Raw genomic sequence first — 15,214 nt, forward strand, 5'->3', positions numbered from 1 at the left:
AAACGGTCGTGCGACTAATGTATAAGTAAAAAACAAAATAAAACGCTCGTTTGCCCTTGAACCAAACCCTACATTGGGCGAAAACTGAGGTGTAGGAACAACGCGGGTGGATGGCACAGTCCGCCGGATCATCGGGAGAGAGGCCCACAATGCATAATAACTTCAAAAAACTAACCCTAGTGGCCGCGGTAGCAGCAGTTGCTTTTGCTAGCCAAGCCAACGCAGGCGGATATCAAATCAACGAGCAGAGCGTCAGTGGGCAGGGGTACGGCCATGCAGGGCGTAGCTCTAATATCAACGATGCCACCATTGTGTACGGTAACCCGGCGGGTATGTCGTTCCTTGACCGCGCGCAGATTACAGCGGGTGGTACTTTCCTAAGTGTCGATACGGATATTAGTAATGTGAGTGCTTCTAGAACTGGGGCGCTTGTTAACACGGATGGCGCGGGCGGCGTTACTGGTATTACTCCTTTTGGGAGTTCTGTGGTGGGCACTAACGATGGTGACATGGTACCGGGTACTCTGGTGCCTTTTGCGTTTTATGCGCATCCTGTAAATGAGCGCTTGGCATTTGGTTTTGGTGTATATGCGCCATTTGGCTCAAAAACTGAGTACGAGGATAGCTCTCAAGGTCGTAATCAAGGCAATTATACAGAGCTGAAAGTGGTGACGGCGCAGCCAACTGTTTCATACCGCTTCAATGAGCAATGGTCAGTTGGTGCAGGCGTAACTTATAACCAAGTCGAGGGTGAGCTGAGGAGGCAAGTGCCTGTTTCTGTGCCTGGAAACCCGTTGTTAGACCCTTTAGTAACTGAAGTAGATTCGCGTGTTGAGGGTGATGACGAGGCTTGGGGCTACAACCTAGGCGTTATTTATCAGCCGGTTCCAGAAACTACACTAGGCTTAACTTATCGCTCAAAAGTAGATTTCAACCTTGAGGGTAATTTTACTGCGAGCTCGCCTGTATTGGATCAGTTGGGTATTGGTACCGTTACTGATACAGCTGCACTTGATTTGACGACGCCGGAAACCGTTAACTTCTCCTTGACCCAGCAAATGAGTGACAATCTGAAGCTCATGTTTGGAGCTTCCTGGGCACGTTGGAGCCGTTTTGATCAGATATTGGTCACCGGTGATGAGCGCGGACAGATTACCAACGAGCAGCAGAACTACTCAAATGCATGGGCATTCTCAACAGGTGGTGAGTATCAGCTAACACAAACATTAGCACTGCGTGCAGGTGTAACGCTGGACTTTACGCCAACTCAAGATTCGACTCGTAGCGTACGTATTCCATCAGATGATCGCCGTATCTTTTCGATTGGTGCTGGCTGGAGCCCCACGCCTGACCTAACGCTGGATGTTGCCTACTCTTATCTGACGGAGCGCAGCACCCAGGTTGATCAGACTAAAACCGATAGTTTCACTGTAGCCGGCCAGTCCACTGCGCCGGTCACGTCTAACTACTCTGCTGACTACAAAAACCAAGCTCATGGCATTGGTGCTCAGCTGACCTATCGGTTCTGATCGGCTGCTCGCGCTTACTGATCGGTTTTCGACCTACTGACCCGGCTTCGGCCGGGTTTTTTACGTGAGTAACGAAGGGCTGGATGGATGCGGTATGCGCTGGGTTTCGTTACAATGTGTGCCAGAATTCCGCCGCTGGGGTGGCTCGCGAAGTTGTTAAGTGCCACGCTGCGAGTCACCTCAGCGGCGCCTGTCTCTTTTAAGCCGCGTTTTAGCGCGCATGAGACCCCGCTATTTACTGAACAAGGCTAGGGCGATCCATGTTGGAAACCAACCCGATTCATAACCAGATCAAGGACCTGTCTGAGCGGACAGACGTTCTTAGGGGGTATCTTTGACTATGCCGAGCGTAAAGATCGGCTAGAAGAAGTTTCCCGCGAACTCGAAGATCCTAACGTCTGGAACGACCCAGACTATGCCCAAAAACTGGGCAAAGAGCGTGCCTCCCTCGAAGCTATTGTAGCGACCATCGACGAGTTAGATCAGGGCCTGGCCGATAGCCGCGACCTGCTGGAACTCGCTGAAATGGAAGAGGACGAAGGCACCGTCGAGGAAGTGCGTAAAGAGCTTAACGGCTTGCAAGACGCGCTAGAAAAGCTCGAGTTTCGCCGCATGTTCTCCGGAGAAATGGACGAGAACAACGCCTACCTGGATATTCAATCGGGCTCTGGCGGCACCGAAGCGCAGGATTGGGCTAATATTCTGCTGCGTATGTACCTGCGCTGGGCAGAAAGCCATGGTTTTAAAGCCGAAATCATCGAAATCTCGGCGGGCGAAGTGGCAGGTATCAAATCGGCGTCCATCCATATTCAGGGTGATCATGCGTTTGGTTGGCTGCGCACGGAAACCGGCGTTCACCGCTTAGTACGTAAAAGCCCGTTTGATTCTGGCGGCCGCCGCCATACCTCGTTTGCATCGGTGTTTCTGTCACCTGAAATCGACGATAGCTTTGAGGTGGAACTTAACCCCTCTGATCTGCGCGTCGATACCTACCGCTCCAGCGGTGCCGGTGGTCAGCACGTTAACACCACGGACTCAGCCGTGCGGATTACCCACGAGCCCACGGGCATTGTGGTGGCGTGTCAGAACCAGCGCAGCCAGCATGCCAACCGCGACTTCGCCATGAAGCAGTTAAAAGCGAAGCTGTGGGAGTTTGAAATGCAAAAGCGCAATGCGGCCAAGCAGGAAGCAGAAGACTCCAAAGCCGATATCGGCTGGGGTAGCCAAATTCGCTCTTACGTATTGGACGATCAGCGCATTAAAGATCTGCGTACCGGCGTTCAGTCCAGCAACTGCGATAAGGTGCTCGATGGCGATCTGGATCAGTTTATCGTCGCCAGCCTGAAGCAGGGTTTGTAATCTTTTTTAGCGTTTGAACATAAATAGGGTGCCCGATGGCTAACCAAGACGCGTCTTCTCTCGACAACGAAAACCACCTGATTGCCGAGCGCCGTGCCAAGCTCACTGCCCGTCGTGAGCGTGCCGCTGAGCAGGGTAAGAGCGCTTTTCCGAATGATTTTCGCCGCGACAGCTTAACCGTTGAGCTCCACAACCTGCTGGGTGAGAAAGATAAAGCCGAGCTGGAAGCGCTGGGCCATCAGGCGTCTGTAGCGGGGCGCGTGATGCGTCAGCGCGGCCCGTTTATCGTCATCCAGGACGTGGCAGGCCAAATTCAGCTCTACGTAGACAAAAAAGGGCTGCCGGAAGACGTGCTGGAAGACATCAAAGGCTGGGATATCGGCGATATCGTGGCGGCGCGTGGCCCGGTGCATAAGTCGGGTAAAGGCGACTTGTACGTCATGATGGAAGAGGCGCAGCTGCTGACCAAGAGCCTGCGCCCGCTGCCGGACAAGTTCCACGGTCTGACCGACCAAGAAGCGCGCTACCGCCAGCGCTACGTCGATCTGATCATGAACCCGCAGTCGCGTAAGGTGTTCGAGACCCGTGCCGCGGTGATCAGCTCCATGCGCCGCTTCTTTGAAGCCCGTGGCTTTATGGAAGTGGAAACGCCGATGCTGCAGCCGATTCCCGGCGGCGCGGCGGCGCGCCCGTTTATCACTCATCACAATGCGCTGGATATTGATATGTATCTGCGTATTGCGCCGGAGCTTTACCTGAAGCGTCTGGTCGTGGGTGGTTTCGAGAAAGTGTTTGAAATCAACCGTAACTTCCGTAACGAAGGGCTGTCTACGCGGCATAACCCTGAGTTCACCATGGTGGAGTTCTACTGGGCTTACGCAGATTACCGCGACCTTTTAGACATGACTGAAGCCATGCTGCGCACGGCCGCGCAGGAAGTGTTGGGCACCACGTTGATTACCTACCAAGGGACAAGCTATGACTTTGGCCAGTCCTTTAAGCGCCTGACGCTGCGCAACGCCATTCTTGAGCACGGCGACGGCATCACCGACGCTGACCTGGATACCCTGGATGCTGCCCGCACTGCGGCGGAAAAACTGGGCATCAAAGTCAAAGAGAGCTGGGGCCTGGGTAAAGTTCAAACCGAGATCTTTGAAGAAGTGGCGGAACACAAGCTGGACCAGCCCACGTTTATCACTGAATACCCGGCAGAGGTCAGCCCGCTGGCGCGTCGTAACGATGCCAACCCCTTCGTCACTGATCGCTTTGAGTTCTTCGTCGGTGGTCGCGAGATCGCCAACGGCTTCTCCGAGCTTAACGATGCCGAAGACCAGGCAGCGCGTTTCCGTGAGCAGGCAGCGGAAAAAGACGCCGGCGACTTAGAAGCGATGTACTTTGACGCCGACTACGTGCGCGCACTGGAGTACGGCTTGCCGCCCACGGCAGGCGAGGGGATTGGTATTGACCGTTTAGTGATGCTGTTTACCGACAGTGCCTCGATTCGCGACGTGCTGCTGTTCCCGGCGATGCGCCCTGAGGTCGATTAACGCTAAACTTGGCGGTGGCGGACGAAAAGTTGGTAAGGGCGCGACTTAGCGCCCATAATGGTCAACGTTTCGACGGCGAGGAGAATCCAATGAAACTGCTAAATCGCTCTGCCCTGAGCGTCAGGCCGACCCAGACCTTCGTGGACTGGATCAATGCGCTCGAACCCACCATGGGAGACGACGACCTGACCCTGGACGACGTCGAACGTGAAAGTACGGTGTACCTCATTCCTGAAATGGATACCCCTGAGGCGCTGGAAACGTTTGTCCGAGACCGCCACGCTGAAATTCTCGAAACCGAACTGCGTGCTTGGGAAGAGGATGAGCGCCAGTGGCCAGAGAAGCTGGATTGGTCACTGTTTCAGGATTTCCTGCGCGTTGAACACAGCTACTTAGCCATCGACCTAGACGACGAAACCGCCCTGGAAATTTCAGACGTGGACGACGCGTTGCTGCTCGACAGCGAACAAGATTAGCGTGCTATTATTTTTAGCGTAAGCGCATTGTGAAACCGGCTTCGGCCGGTTTCGCCGTTTCAGAGGGTGTTGTTTAGGAACTCATCACCATGCGACTGTTTGAAACTCGCCCCGGCGACGATGGCCTGCCAGGGCCAGAGCGCCTGCTCGCTGTCTTAGCACTGGTTACCGGTACGCTCATGGCCGTGGTGGATACCACCATGATCAACCTCGCCCTGCCTACGATTGCCGCTGATCTGAATGTGTCTGCCTCGCGGGCCGTCTGGATTACCAACTTATTCCAGGTGGTGTGTGCGGCGTTTTTGCTGGTTTTTGCAGGCGTGAGTGAGCTGATTACCCGTCGGAGGCTTTACCTATTTGGCCTGGCGACCTTCGTACTGGCCGCGCTGGGGGCAGCGCTGTCACGCAATTTAGAAACGCTGTTGGTATTTCGTGCGCTGCAGGGCTTGGGGGCGGCAGCGACGCTCTCGATTGGCCCATCGCTCTACCGGGCTATTTTTCCCTCTAGGCTGCTGGGCAGCGCCCTGGGCTTAAGCGCACTGGTGGTGGCGGGAGGCTATGCAGCAGGGCCAACGCTCAGCGGGGTGATTCTCTCATTTGCCGACTGGCCGTGGCTGTTTGCGCTAAACGTGCCGTTAGGGCTTTGTTCGCTTTGGCTAGCTCACCGTGCGCTGCCACGGGATACACCCCGCCAGGGCAGCTTCGATACGCTGGGCGCGGTGTATTCTATGGTGATGCTGGCGAGCTTTTTTGTCGCCATGGATGCCGTTGGGCACGCCGCGCCTGTTTGGCAAAGTGGCGGCTGGGCGCTGCTGGCCGTGACGGCGTGTGGGCTGTTTATCCGTCGCCAACGTCGTGCTCCTTACCCGTTATTACCGCTGAGTGTGTTTGCTGAGAAGCGCTTTACGCTGGCGGTGTCGGCATCGGGGCTGGCGTTTATCGGCCAGGGGTTAACCTTTGTGGCGCTGTCGTTCTTTTACCAAGAGCAGATGGGGTTTTCGCCTTTAGAAACCGCGTGGCTCTTCACCCCGTGGCCGCTGGCCATTATGGTCATTGGGCCCCTTGCCGGACGCTTGGCAGACCGCATTAACCCTAGCTTGCTGTCGAGCGTGGGGCTGGTATTGCTGATTGTGGGATTGGTGGCGCTGGCGCTGGTGGATGAAAGCACGGGGGTGGCGGGCAGTCTGTGGCGCACGGCGCTGTGCGGTATTGGCTTTGGCCTTTTCCAGCCGCCGAATAATCGCGAAATGATGGGCAGCCTGCCGCCGGAGCGCAGCGCAAACGTCTCAGGGGTGATGAGTACCACGCGTACGGTAGGGCAGTCGTTTGGGGTTGCTCTGGTGGGCGCTGCCCTCGCGTTGGGGGCACCTATCCAAGTTACCCTGTGGCTAGGGGCCGGAACAACGTTCTTGGCCTTGTTGGCGAGTCTATCGCGGGTTCGCGTGGCCCAGCGCGCTCTGGTTGAGCGGCGGGCATCGTCTGCTGGCCGGTAAGGGCGTACAATAAGTGAGTTGCTGATTGAAGGAGCCTTCCATGACGATGCAGACACAGATAGAGCAGAAGTTAGCGGCCTTAGCCCCTGACGTGCTGCAGGTCGAAAACGAAAGCCATATGCACAACGTGCCGGCGAATTCTGAAACTCACTTCAAAGTCACCCTGGTGAGCGACAGCTTCGACGGCATGATGCCCGTTAAGCGCCACCAGCAAATTTATGCGCTACTAGCCGATGAGTTATCGGGGCCGGTGCACGCGCTGGCGCTGCATCTGTATACGCCTAAAGAGTGGCAAGCTCGTGGCGCTGCACGGCCTAATTCACCTAATTGCCGTGGCGGCGGCCAGTGACCCCAGAGGTTGCGCGTCGGCACTACCTTGATGCCATGGGCATTACTGCCTGGGCGTCCCGTTATCAGTTGCCCAACGCACTCCCTACGCAGGCCTGCGAGTGGGACGAAACGCCTGCCAAGACGCCTCCCCGCGAGCGGCTGCATGCGTTATTAGATGATGCCCCTGCGCCGCGTCCGCGCAGCCAAGCACCCGCTGCGGAGCCTAGCTCAACCATTGCATCGCCGTCGGCGGTACGGGCACTGCTGGGTCATGCGCCAGCGGCTGAACCACCGCCGGAAGTCAGCGCGACGCCTGCACCCAGTGCGCGCGTTGCCGAGCCTCTCAAACCGCTTAACTTTAGTTTTTCGTGCCTGTGTATCGGCGGGCGCTGGTTAAGTATTTGTGAAGGCGAGATGTCACCGGTGGAGCAGCAACTGCTGGCGAATATACTGCGTGCAGCGGGCGTGCATAAGGGCGACATGCCCAAGGTGACCTATTTCAAATGGCCTCCTATGGCGACCTCCTTTACCCCCGAAGAGCCGCTTGAAGAAGCGCAAGAAGGGGTGGCCGCATTTATCGCTGGGGCCGCTAGCCGCCAGGGTTGGCAATTGGAGCAGGTGCTCTGGTGGGGCGCAGAAGAAACCCCGGAGGATTCCCCGCTGGCTCAAGTAATAGCGTTGGCAAACGGGCAAAGCAGCACCCTGGCACTGCCGGTATGGCAAGGCCCACGGCTGGCCTCGCTTATCCAGCAGGCCAGCGCTAAGCGTGCGTTATGGCCGCGTTTGGCGGCACTCAGCAAGCAGTGGGGCGGTGAGTGATCGGTAGGCTAGAGGCTCATCACGCAGCGCTGTTGCACGCACTGGAAGCCGTCGCCTGCAGCGGTATGCGCCCGCAGCAGTTGGCGGATGATGATACGGTGGTGCTGGGAGCGTGGCAGGAGGAGGAGCTTGTTGGCTACGCACTGGTGGCAAAGCTGCCCTTTGACGCAGAGCTACAGGCAATTGGCGTACTGCCTGCCTGCCAAGGACAAGGCATTGGCCAACGACTGCTTCACGATGTAGCGATGGTGGCATCACAGTGGCAAGCGGAGCGGCTGCTGCTGGAAGTGCGCGCCGGTAACCAGCGAGCCATTCATCTGTATCGTCAGGCGGGGTTTGGGGAAGATGGTTGTCGAAAGGGCTACTACCCGGCCGCAAAGGGCACGACCGGGCGTGAGGATGCACTATTAATGTCGCGGCCGTTGGCTTAAGACGCGCTGCTGTCGTCCATGCCATCGAACTTGCTCAGCACGCCCTGTAAACGACGCTCCCACTCTTCACGCTCCTGCTTCAGCTGGGCGTTTTCGTTACGCAGCTCTTCGTTTTCCAGCTTCATCATCTCCAACGCCTCAACGGTGTCGGTGACTTTCTGTTCTAACTGATTAAAAAGCTCAAGGCTCATGCCTACCTCCGGTAACAAGTGACAGGCAGTGGCCTGTCATTCATGGACATCAAAAATGCGAATTAACCTGCCAATCAGTGGGGCGAGCGTAACGCTGCTGTAAGATGTCGGCAAGCGCTTTACGCAGGCAGGCGTTGATAGAGTCGTGCCATGCTTTCACCCGCCTGTGTTTCGCGGTGTAATTGCCAGTTAGCGGGCACTGTAGGCGCGAGCGAACGTTCGGTTTCCAGGTAGATCATGGCATCACTGGCTAACCAGCCGCCTGCTTCCAGCGCCGCGCAGCACGGCGCTGCCAAGCCCTGATTAAACGGCGGGTCGAGAAAGACCACGTCGGCCGGTTGCCCAGGCTCGGCAAGATACACCTGTGCATCGCGTGTCACGACATGGCCTTGCGTTGCCCCTAGGGTGGCGAGGTTGTCGCTGATCAGAGAGGCGACCTGCCGGTCGCGCTCAACAAAGGTAACGTGCGCAGCGCCCCGAGAAAGCGCCTCAATGCCGAGCGCGCCGGTGCCGGCAAATAGGTCAAGTACCTGCTTGCCATAAAGCGCTTGGCCCAGCCAGTTAAACAGCGTTTCACGCACACGATCCGGTGTGGGGCGTAGGCCCGGAAGGTCGAGTACCGGCAGCATGCGGCGGCGAAAATCGCCACCGATAATGCGCAGCTTACCCGGCGGTTGAGGAGACCCACGCCGAGCCGTCGATGGGCGAGAAGATGAGTGAGAAGAGCGTTGTCGTTTCATAACGCGGATTGTAGCGGGCTACTTATCCAAAGTCTTGGTCTGCGGTGGTAGGATAATCGCAATGTTCACCTATTTAGTCGGATGACACCTATGTTCGGTTTTTTCAAACGTAAGAAAAAGCACGACTCCCAGCAGGAGCCCCATGACGCCCAAGAGCAGCAGGGACTGCCAGAGGAACCCGAAGGCACGCCTGCTGACGAGGCGACCCCTGCTCCTGAAGCCTCGACGCCAGCAGAGGCGCAGGCCGAGGTTAAAGAAGCTCAGCCCCCCAAGCCCGAGCCTGAAAGCGCCGCTGAGTCGGCTCCAGAACCGGTCGCCGAAGAAGAGATTCAGCCTGCCGTGGCAGAAGAGCAGGTGGTGCCCGCTCCGGTCCAGGAAACTGTGCCAGAGCCAGAGCCAGAGCCAGAGCCAGAGCCAGAGCCAGAGCCAGAGCCAGAGCCAGAGCCAGAGCCAGAGCCAGAGCCAGAGCCAGAGCCAGAGCCAGAGCCAGAGCCAGAGCCAGAGCCAGAGCCAGAGCCAGAGCCAGAGCCAGAGCCAGAGCCAGAGCCAGAGCCAGAGCCAGAGCCAGAGCCAGAGCCAGAGCCAGAGCCAGAGCCAGAGCCAGAGCCAGAGCCAGAGCCAGAGCCAGAGCCAGAGCCAGAGCCAGAGCCAGAGCCAGAGCCAGAGCCAGAGCCAGAGCCAGAGCCAGAGCCAGAGCCAGAGCCAGAGCCAGAGCCAGAGCCAGAGCCAGAGCCAGAGCCAGAGCCAGAGCCAGAGCCAGAGCCAGAGCCAGAGCCAGAGCCAGAGCCAGAGCCAGAGCCAGAGCCTAAGCCTGCGCTGCAAGAGAAGCCGGTATCGGATAAAAGTGAGAAGAAAGGCTGGTTTGCGCGTATTAAATCGGGCCTGGGGAAAACGCGCGCCAATCTCACCGATGGCCTTGCCGACCTGTTCCTGGGCAAAAAGCATATTGATGATGAGCTACTGGAAGATCTAGAAACCCAGCTGCTGATGGCAGACGTGGGCATCGAAGCCACCAGCGACATCATTGAACGGCTGGAGGCGCGGGTTTCCCGTAAAGAGCTGAATAACCCTGAGGCGCTGTATCGCGGCTTGCAGGAAGAGCTTGCCGCGCTGTTGGCCCCAGTCTCCACGCCGCTGAGCTTTGAAAAAGAGAGCGATGGCCCCTTCGTCATTTTGGTAGTGGGGGTCAATGGCGTGGGCAAAACCACCACGATTGGTAAATTAACCCAGCGTTTCCAGCGTGAAGGTAAGAGCGTCATGCTGGCGGCGGGGGATACTTTCCGTGCGGCAGCGGTAGAACAGCTGAAAGTATGGGGTGAGCGCAACAGCGTGCCGGTGATCGCACAGCACACCGGGGCCGATAGCGCTTCGGTGATTTACGATGCGGTCGCGGCCGCTAAAGCTCGCGGTGTTGATGTGCTGATTGCGGATACCGCTGGGCGGCTGCATAACAAGAGCCACCTGATGGAAGAGCTGAAAAAGGTGCATCGCGTCATGCAGAAGCTCGATGACACGGCTCCCCATGAGGTCATGTTGGTACTGGATGCGGGCACCGGGCAAAACGCCATTGCCCAGGCGAGTACCTTCAATGAGGCCGTGCCGATTAGCGGTATTACCTTAACGAAGCTCGACGGTACCGCTAAAGGCGGCATTATCTTTGCCCTAGCGAAACAGCTGGAAACGCCGATTCGGTTTATCGGCGTGGGCGAAGGCTTGGATGACCTGCGCCCCTTCAATGCTGATGACTTCGTCACCGCGCTGTTTGACCGCCAAGGAGACGATGGCCGCGCATGATTGCCTTTGAGCATGTGAGTAAGCGCTACGGAGGGCGCTTTGATGCACTGGCGCACCTGAACTTTCGCGTGGCAAGAGGTGAAATGGTGTTTCTCACTGGCCACTCTGGTGCGGGCAAAAGCTCTCTGCTGCGATTGATTATGCGGCTGGAAAAGCCTAGCCGTGGACGAGTGGTCGTAGCCGGGCATGATATTGCCCAGCTACATGCCAGCCAGGTGCCGTTCTATCGCCGCCAGATTGGCGTGGTGTTTCAGGACCATCAGCTGCTATTTGACCGCAGCGTGTTTCATAACGTCTCGTTGCCGTTGGAGATTCAAGGCGTTGAACCCCGTGAAGCGGCGCGGCGGGTGCGGGCAGCCTTGGATAAAGTCGGGCTACTACACCGTGAGAAAGCGCTGCCGGTGGAGCTGTCTGGCGGTGAGCAGCAGCGGGTGGGGATTGCCCGTGCCGTGGTCAATAAGCCTGCGCTGCTGCTGGCTGACGAACCCACCGGTAACTTAGACCCCCAGCTCTCTGCCGATATCATGGCGCTGTTTGAGGACTTTAACCGCATTGGCACTACGGTGATGATCGCGAGCCACGATCTCGCGCTGATCGCGCGCCTGCGTCATCGCATCCTGCGCCTGCGGGACGGCCGGTTAGTCGGCGATGAGGGGGCCGTATGAAGCGCTCATCTCCTCGTTCCACGACCACTCCTTCCGCCACGCCTCGGCAAGCGACCTCGCGCCAAGGCGGCGCGGCGCGCAAGCGTTCGCTGGCCAAACCGGAAGCCGCCGCTCCGGATACCGCGTCACGCAGTGGCGCACGCTATCAGCAAACGCGTTTTAGCAGCCGCTTACGCGCCTGGGGGCGACACCACCGGGCCATGGCGCTAGATAGCCTTTACCGGTTAGTGAGGCATCCGCTGGGTAATCTGCTGACGATGTTGGCCATTGCCATTGCCCTGGTATTGCCTGCCGCGCTGTGGCTCACGCTGGACAGTGCCAAGCTGCTCAATACGGAGCTTGATGAGAGCGCAACGTTGACGGTGTACCTGGATGTCAGCGTGGATGAAGCGCAGGCGGTACGCATTGAAGAGGCCGTGGTGGCCGATGAAGGCGTTGCTGGGACGCGCCGGATTAGCCCAGAGCAGGGCATGGCGGAATTTCAGGAATCATTGGGCGTCGACGATACGCTGGCAGGGCTTGAGGATAATCCGCTGCCCACCAGTATTGTGATTGCGCCGCAAACTGTCGACCCGCAGGCCATGGCGGGGCTGGCGCAGCGGCTTGAAGGGCTGGCTGGCGTAGATGAAGTGCGTCTCGATTTAGCCTGGGTCGAGCGGTTGCGGCATTTGGCAGAGCTCGGCCGTCGCGTGGCGCTGGCCTTAGGGGTTTTGTTTGGGTTTGGCGTATTACTGGTGGTAGGCAACACGATCCGCTTAGCGGTAGAGAGCCGCCGCCGGGAAATTGAAGTGGTGATGCTGATTGGTGCCACCCATGCGTTTGTACGTCGACCCTTCTTATACAGCGGGGCGTGGTATGGTGTGGGCGGCGGGTTACTGGCATTAGGCCTGTTGGGGCTCGGCAATTATTGGCTTTCGCTGCCCGTGGCCGCGCTGGCGGCAAGTTATGGTGCCAGCTTCACGTTGCCGCAGCTGGATGTGACAGGCTCTACAATTCTGCTATCTTGCAGTACACTACTAGGCTGGTTGGGGGCATGGCTTGCAGTAACACGCCACCTCACCAGTATTCGTCCGCGTTAAGTCATCTACCTAGCAGTATGCTGTGTTATGCGGGCGATAACAGGAATTTCCACCCCATTTAGCGCTATATACCGAGTCATCGTATTGGTCGCTTTGAACCTTACGCTGCAACTAAGGTCTTATGGGTTAACGTAAGACGTCTGGCAATGTTACGCCACAACGTCAACCACGATAGGTTTTAAGGGAGACCACCTGCATATGAGCACTAGTCTTCTACCGGTGGGACAAATCTCTCCAGGTCACGACCTGGGAGGTTATATTCAAGCGGTTAATGGTATTGCCGTATTAAGCGTTGAAGAAGAGCGCGAGTTAGCATTCCGGCTTTACGACGAAGGCGACCTAGAGGCTGCGCGCCGCCTAGTGCTTTCACACCTGCGTTTTGTGGTGCACATTGCCCGCAGTTATTCAGGCTACGGCTTGCCTCAAGCGGATCTGATCCAGGAAGGCAACGTGGGCTTGATGAAGGCGGTCAAGCGCTTTGATCCTAACCAAGGCGTGCGCTTGGTGTCGTTTGCTGTTCACTGGATCAAAGCAGAAATTCATGAGTTTGTGCTGCGTAACTGGCGGATTGTTAAAATCGCCACGACCAAAGCCCAGCGCAAGCTGTTCTTCAATCTGCGCAGCGCGAAGAAGCGTCTGGCATGGCTGAATAACGATGAAGTGGATGCCATTGCCAAAGACCTCGACGTGAAACCTGCCGTCGTGCGCGATATGGAAGGTCGTCTCTCAGCATTTGATGCAGGGTACGACGCCTCGCCAAGCGATGATGAAGAGAGCACCTATCAAGCGCCCGCGTATTTTCTTGATGATGCCTCCGCTGATCCAGCAACGCAGCTTGAAGATAGCGATTTTGAAGAAGACTCCACCCGTCGTCTGCAGCTGGCGCTCAAAGGGTTGGATGAACGCTCGCGGGATATTCTGCAGCGTCGTTGGCTGACCGATAACAAAGCCACGCTGCATGATCTGGCCGACGTGTACGGCGTCAGCGCTGAGCGTATTCGCCAGCTTGAAAAGAACGCGATGAAGAAGCTGCGTCAGAAAATGGGCGATGCCGCTATCGCGGCGTAATCCAGTACGGCGCTCGTCAAAACGCCCTGAAGGTATTGCCTTCAGGGCGTTTTTTATTGAGCGGGGCTGAGTCCTTAAGAAGGTCCTTAAGAAGGCCCTTAAAAAGGCTTTTAAGCAGGCTGAGTGGTTTCTCTCAATAGCTGGCTAGAAAGCAGTGCCCACTGGTCTTCCCAGTGCTCGGTAGGCAAGCGCTTGAAGTCGCTGCGCACGTACTGGGAGATGCGGCCTTCCGCTTGAGCGATCAGCAGATTGGCAGCGGCGGAGGAGGGAATGCTGGTACGACGGCCTTCACGCAGCTCAGCTTCTCGCAGTACCTGCTTAAGCTGCGTTTCCAGGCGCTCAAACAGCTGATGCACCCGCTGGCGAAGTCGCGCCGTTTCTCCGGTGAGCACATCGCCGCCCAATACGCGGGCAAGTCCTGGGTTCTTCTCGGCGAACCCCAGCAGCAGCGATAAAATCGTGCCACAGCGGGTCGCGGCGTCGGGAATGTCGTCCAGAATGCGCGTTATCCGAGCAAAGATGCTCTCTTCGATAAAATCGATGAGCCCTTCAAACATGCGCGCCTTACTCGGAAAGTGGCGGTAAAGCGCTGCCTCCGAGACGCCCACTTGGCGTGCTAGCGCGGCGGTGGTGATGCGTTTGCCGCTATCTTCTTCCAGCATCACGGCCAGTGCTTGCAGTATTTGCTCGCGGCGGCGAGGTTTGCGATCGTCACTCATGACTCTTGCCCTCCGTCGCGGTTATTCTGCGTCAGTGATTAGGGTGCCTACCCCGGCGTTGGTAAAGATTTCCAGCAGTACGGCGTGGGGTACCCGGCCATCGATAATATGAGCGCTGTTAACACCGCCTTTGACAGCATCCAGCGCACAGCGGATTTTCGGCAGCATGCCGCCGTAAATGGTGCCATCGGCAATCAGGCCGTCGACCTGAGCGGTGGTGAGCCCAGTCAGTACCTTGCCTTCGCTGTTCATCAGGCCTGCCACGTTGGTCAGCAGCATCAGCTTTTCGGCATTCAGCGCTTCGGCAAGCTTGCCGGCCACTAGATCAGCGTTGATGTTGTAGCTATTGCCTTTGTCATCCACGCCAATCGGCGCAATCACCGGAATAAAGTCTCGGGCGGCGAGCATTTCGATCAGGTCGGTTGAGATCGACTCTACTTCGCCCACGTGACCAATATCGATAATCTCGGGGGCGGTCATCTCCGGGCTTTGGTGCTCAACCTTCAACTGGCGGGCGCGAATTTGTGCGCCGTCTTTGCCGGTTAAACCAATCGCCTTGCCACCGCTTTGGTTAATCAGGTTGACGATGCTTTTGTTCACCAAACCGCCCAGCACCATCTCTACAACGTCCATGGTTTGCGAGTCGGTGACGCGCATGCCGTTCACAAAGCGGGATTCGATATTGAGCTTTGCCAGCAGGCTGCCAATTTGCGGGCCGCCGCCGTGTACCACCACCGGGTTAATGCCGACTTCCTTCATCAGCACGATGTTACGAGCAAATGAGTCGATCAGCGTGTCTTCGGTCATGGCGTTGCCGCCGTATTTGACCACGACGGTTTTACCGGAAAATTGCTGGATGTAGGGAAGCGCTTCTGACAGCACCTCCACAACGACCTGAGGGTCGCGGCTAGCTGAACTCATGACGATGTCCCTTTGCTCTTTTTTAATGTCTGTTGCGTCACTGTGTGCGGGCA

General features: G+C 57.3%; 16 protein-coding genes. 12 read left to right on the forward strand and 4 right to left on the reverse strand.

Going from position 1 to position 15,214, the window contains the following annotated elements:
- The first annotated feature begins 149 nt into the window (after positions 1–149).
- From IEW65_RS00220 to rimI, 8 genes are all read left to right on the forward strand, one after another.
- Positions 150–1,529, forward strand: coding sequence for an OmpP1/FadL family transporter (locus IEW65_RS00220; RefSeq protein ID WP_188637520.1), 1,380 nt, complete (start codon positions 150–152; stop codon positions 1,527–1,529).
- Positions 1,530–1,789: 260 nt separating this feature from the next.
- A protein-coding gene (prfB, locus tag IEW65_RS00225; protein WP_188637521.1) for a peptide chain release factor 2 occupies positions 1,790–2,888 on the forward strand; the annotation gives its coding sequence in 2 pieces (ribosomal slippage) (positions 1,790–1,864 and positions 1,866–2,888; 1,098 coding nt in all).
- A gap of 35 nt (positions 2,889–2,923) precedes the next feature.
- The gene (lysS, locus tag IEW65_RS00230) at positions 2,924–4,435 is read left to right on the forward strand and encodes a lysine--tRNA ligase (protein WP_188637522.1); all 1,512 of its coding nucleotides are present in this window, start codon (positions 2,924–2,926) and stop codon (positions 4,433–4,435) included.
- Positions 4,436–4,524: 89 nt separating this feature from the next.
- Positions 4,525–4,911, forward strand: a complete 387-nt coding sequence (locus tag IEW65_RS00235) for a hypothetical protein (protein WP_188637523.1) — start codon at positions 4,525–4,527, stop codon at positions 4,909–4,911.
- Between the two features lie 89 nt (positions 4,912–5,000).
- Complete coding sequence (locus tag IEW65_RS00240; protein WP_188637524.1) at positions 5,001–6,404, forward strand: MFS transporter; 1,404 nt, start codon at positions 5,001–5,003, stop codon at positions 6,402–6,404.
- A 40-nt stretch (positions 6,405–6,444) separates the two neighbouring features.
- Complete coding sequence (locus IEW65_RS00245) at positions 6,445–6,753, forward strand: BolA family protein (RefSeq protein WP_188637525.1); 309 nt, start codon at positions 6,445–6,447, stop codon at positions 6,751–6,753.
- Positions 6,750–7,553, forward strand: a complete 804-nt coding sequence (locus IEW65_RS00250) for a hypothetical protein (protein WP_188637526.1) — start codon at positions 6,750–6,752, stop codon at positions 7,551–7,553. Before IEW65_RS00245 ends, IEW65_RS00250 begins: the two co-directional genes overlap by 4 nt.
- Complete coding sequence (rimI, locus tag IEW65_RS00255; RefSeq protein WP_229755439.1) at positions 7,550–7,984, forward strand: ribosomal protein S18-alanine N-acetyltransferase; 435 nt, start codon at positions 7,550–7,552, stop codon at positions 7,982–7,984. Before IEW65_RS00250 ends, rimI begins: the two co-directional genes overlap by 4 nt.
- Here the strand turns inward: rimI and IEW65_RS00260 are convergent.
- Together IEW65_RS00260 and rsmD are read right to left on the reverse strand one after the other, a co-directional pair.
- Positions 7,981–8,175: a cell division protein ZapB gene (locus tag IEW65_RS00260; protein WP_159340955.1), complete on the reverse strand. Its 195-nt coding sequence runs from the start codon at positions 8,173–8,175 to the stop codon at positions 7,981–7,983. The genes rimI and IEW65_RS00260 overlap by 4 nt on opposite strands.
- 119 nt (positions 8,176–8,294) lie before the next feature.
- Positions 8,295–8,915, reverse strand: coding sequence for a 16S rRNA (guanine(966)-N(2))-methyltransferase RsmD (rsmD, locus tag IEW65_RS00265; protein WP_188637527.1), 621 nt, complete (start codon positions 8,913–8,915; stop codon positions 8,295–8,297).
- Between the two features lie 90 nt (positions 8,916–9,005).
- Here rsmD and ftsY point away from each other — a divergent pair, with 90 nt between their 5' ends.
- The 4 genes from ftsY to rpoH all read left to right on the forward strand — a co-directional run bounded on the left by ftsY (position 9,006) and on the right by rpoH (position 13,521).
- Positions 9,006–10,709, forward strand: a complete 1,704-nt coding sequence (ftsY, locus tag IEW65_RS00270; RefSeq protein ID WP_479694271.1) for a signal recognition particle-docking protein FtsY — start codon at positions 9,006–9,008, stop codon at positions 10,707–10,709.
- The gene (gene ftsE, locus IEW65_RS00275; RefSeq protein ID WP_188637529.1) at positions 10,706–11,374 is read left to right on the forward strand and encodes a cell division ATP-binding protein FtsE; all 669 of its coding nucleotides are present in this window, start codon (positions 10,706–10,708) and stop codon (positions 11,372–11,374) included. The genes ftsY and ftsE overlap by 4 nt, the downstream gene beginning before the upstream one ends.
- Positions 11,371–12,453, forward strand: a complete 1,083-nt coding sequence (gene ftsX / locus IEW65_RS00280; protein WP_188637530.1) for a permease-like cell division protein FtsX — start codon at positions 11,371–11,373, stop codon at positions 12,451–12,453. Before ftsE ends, ftsX begins: the two co-directional genes overlap by 4 nt.
- Positions 12,454–12,651: 198 nt before the next feature.
- Entirely contained in the window at positions 12,652–13,521 is an 870-nt protein-coding gene (gene rpoH / locus IEW65_RS00285; RefSeq protein WP_188637531.1) for an RNA polymerase sigma factor RpoH, read from the forward strand.
- A 110-nt stretch (positions 13,522–13,631) separates the two neighbouring features.
- On the opposite strand, the gene slmA is transcribed toward rpoH, so the two are convergent.
- Both slmA and argB read right to left on the reverse strand, forming a co-directional pair.
- Complete coding sequence (gene slmA / locus IEW65_RS00290) at positions 13,632–14,240, reverse strand: nucleoid occlusion factor SlmA (protein ID WP_188637532.1); 609 nt, start codon at positions 14,238–14,240, stop codon at positions 13,632–13,634.
- 21 nt (positions 14,241–14,261) lie between these two features.
- A complete protein-coding gene (gene argB / locus IEW65_RS00295; RefSeq protein ID WP_188637533.1) occupies positions 14,262–15,161 on the reverse strand; it encodes an acetylglutamate kinase in 900 nt (299 codons plus the stop codon).
- Between the last annotated feature and the right edge of the window lie 53 nt (positions 15,162–15,214).

The sequence above is a fragment of the Vreelandella lutescens genome (assembly GCF_014640815.1).
Lineage (GTDB): Bacteria > Pseudomonadota > Gammaproteobacteria > Pseudomonadales > Halomonadaceae > Vreelandella > Vreelandella lutescens.